The sequence below is a fragment of the Cobetia sp. genome, from assembly GCF_983723665.1.
Genome location: NZ_CFDJES010000250.1, coordinates 1 through 2,577, shown reverse-complemented (window position 1 = coordinate 2,577; position 2,577 = coordinate 1). Strand labels below are relative to the sequence as shown.

The 2,577-nt window shown below is 60.0% G+C and carries 3 protein-coding genes; all 3 read right to left on the bottom strand.

From position 1 onward, the window contains the following. Positions 1–72 precede the first annotated feature (72 nt). Complete coding sequence (locus AC4FAH_RS14485; RefSeq protein WP_054556933.1) at positions 73–501, bottom strand: type IV pilin protein; 429 nt, start codon at positions 499–501, stop codon at positions 73–75. 56 nt (positions 502–557) lie between these two features. Further along, positions 558–896, bottom strand: coding sequence for a hypothetical protein (locus AC4FAH_RS14480; protein ID WP_043335952.1), 339 nt, complete (start codon positions 894–896; stop codon positions 558–560). A 10-nt stretch (positions 897–906) separates the two neighbouring features. After that, positions 907–2,577, bottom strand: a 1,671-nt coding sequence (locus AC4FAH_RS14475; RefSeq protein ID WP_490246306.1) for a pilus assembly protein, incomplete at its 5' end; no start/stop codon positions are given.

Here is a 2,577-nt window from a genome sequence, read left to right as displayed (position 1 = left end):
CAGACAAAAAAAGCCCCGATCATCGTAGATCGAGGCTTCAGGCGCTTGCCATGCAATGTCGGCTGTCAGTGCCTACCAACAATCACTGCTATCGGTATCTTCCGAGTCCTCAAGAACTGCCGCTCCCTTCACTCCCAACTCCGTGAGCGTAAAGGTGGCGCAGTCCTCATCATTGGCCTGACTGCCGGTAGCAGTGGCAGTCAGGGTATAGCTGTCTGCATCCCCTGCGACGGCCAGGTTGTAGAAGCCTTCCTCGCTGACGGCATCTGCCTGGCCCAGCCCGATACCACCGCCACCGCCTCCAAGCGCATCTCCACAGCTGGTCGCCGCTGTCACGCTGGCCGTCGCGTATTCACCGCAGGTTGCCATGATGCGCTCCTGGGTCTGGGCCAGTGCCAGCAAGGCGGTGGTGGCGTCGGTGCGACGTGAACGCTCCACCTGATCCTGGTAGCTGGGATAGGCGATCGCCGCCAGAATGCCGATGATGGCCACGGCAATCATGAGTTCCAGCAGACCGAAGCCGCCTTGTGCCCGCCCCCCCCCTGTTCGCCTGATCATCAGCGCCCCCGACGCAGCAGCGTGATGTCGATGACCTGCTTCGGCTCACCACGTGGGTCGAAGCGCACCTCGACCTCCTGCCCCGGCGTGAGGTGGAAGGCCTTCAGCTCGCGCCCATTGCGATTGAGTATCCGGCTATCCGGCTGAAGCACGAACCCCATGTCGTCGACGAGCAGCTGATCCCCCTCTCGCTCGTCGATGACGCCGGTGACGCTCTGCTCCATGACCAGCGGAATTGGGGCATCTTCCGCCAGGGCCTGGGAGCCCCAGCTCGTGAAGAGCAAGCCCGCCGCCAGCATCAGTCCACTACCAGTCAGCTTGAGTCGTGATGTCTTCATGGTCTCTCTCCTAGCGCAGCTGATACCAGGCACTACGGCCTTCCAGCCCATCGATCCCGAAGTCCATGGCCATTTCGACCACCTGATTGGTGCCACCCTGACCGACATACTGGGTATCACCCAGGAATTTCGGTGAGGTGGGCTCGCCTTCTGTCTTGATCGAGAGTACGACCTGATTATTGACGTTGTCGCTCGCGTTGACCTCGCCATCATCGTTGTAATCAAAGACCTGCTGCACATTGTTGTAACTGCGTACCGGCTGCAGGCCGTTGCGCAAGCTGAGCGCATTCAGCCAACCACTGGCACCGCCAGTACAGGGGCCATTGGAGCCCGGGATGGTGGTATTGAAGACAATCAGATCACCACGGACAGCCGGGATGGTCACCAGACGCTCACCGGAGTCCGGTAGCTCCAGGTACCAGCCGTACTGCATACCATTGTTGTTCTGATTGGAATAATCGACGCCTACCCCCGTGACCGTCCGCGCGTCACTCACGCCGCTGATATTGGAGAAGCTCTGCTTTTCCAGCTGGCCATGATGACGGCGAGTCGAAGACCCGGTATGCAGCACGCTGTAGAAGGATTGCGTCGAGGTATCGACCGCATCCTGCAGCGTCAGCAATTGCCCGGTGCCCCAGTACACATTCAGGTACGGCGTATCGACGGTGCTGTTGAAGACACCGCTGCGTGCCACGGCTACCCGCGATGTGATGGGCTGTCGGGAAGCTGCCGGACAGGTCGATGACGTGCTGTTCAAGGCAACGGCACATGACTGGAACAGACGCGACATTTCGCTGCTGCCGATGTTGCTCAGCGAGAACTCGCGCATGTCGAACACCCAGACATTGCCATGCAGATCGCCGGCATAGACCCAGTCGGTGATGCCATCGGCATCGACGTCGGCCAGCTCAGGGCTCGACATGCCATTGCAGTCACTGCTGCCAGAGGTGCACGATCCACCGGCATTGCTGCCCTGTTGAGAATCCAGCAGCGCATAGTTGTCGGGGTCTTCCAGGTCCACGATGAACAACTTGGCACGCCCATCGCTGTCGGCGTTGTAGCCATTGCCGAAGATGGCATACCACTTGCCGTCATCCAGACGCGCTACCTGAATATCGCTGAAGGTATAGCCGAGGTCCTCGTGCGTGAATTCCCACTGCACGATCTCGGCCGGCGAGGTGCCGTCGGATTCACCCAATGACTCGAAGCCTTCAGGATCGGTGATATCCAGCATGTAGACCGCCTTGCCACCAGCGCCCAGCCCACCCAGCAGGACCGAGTGCCAACCGGGCGCATCCTCATCCCCCAACTGGACATGCACGTCACGCGCGACCGGAGTGGCATCGACATAGTACTGGTGCACATAGTTCTGATCAGCGAGCTGGCGAATACCGCGCCCGCTCTCGATGCTGAAGGCGGCATACGGCATGTAGGCGAACTTCTCTTCACCGGTCTCCATGTCGATGGCGTGCAGCATGCCGTCGTTGGCACCGATGTAGATCATGTTCTGGCGCTCCTCATACAGCGTCTTGAAGGAGCGGTACGAAGACACTTCCATGTCATTGCGATAGCTGGCCGAAGGCGGCCCGACGATCGCCGGCGAGGCATGCACGATATCTCCGAGATAGTTGTCGTCACGCTCGCGGAACAAGGTGCCTTCGTAGGCATCATCACCCTTGAG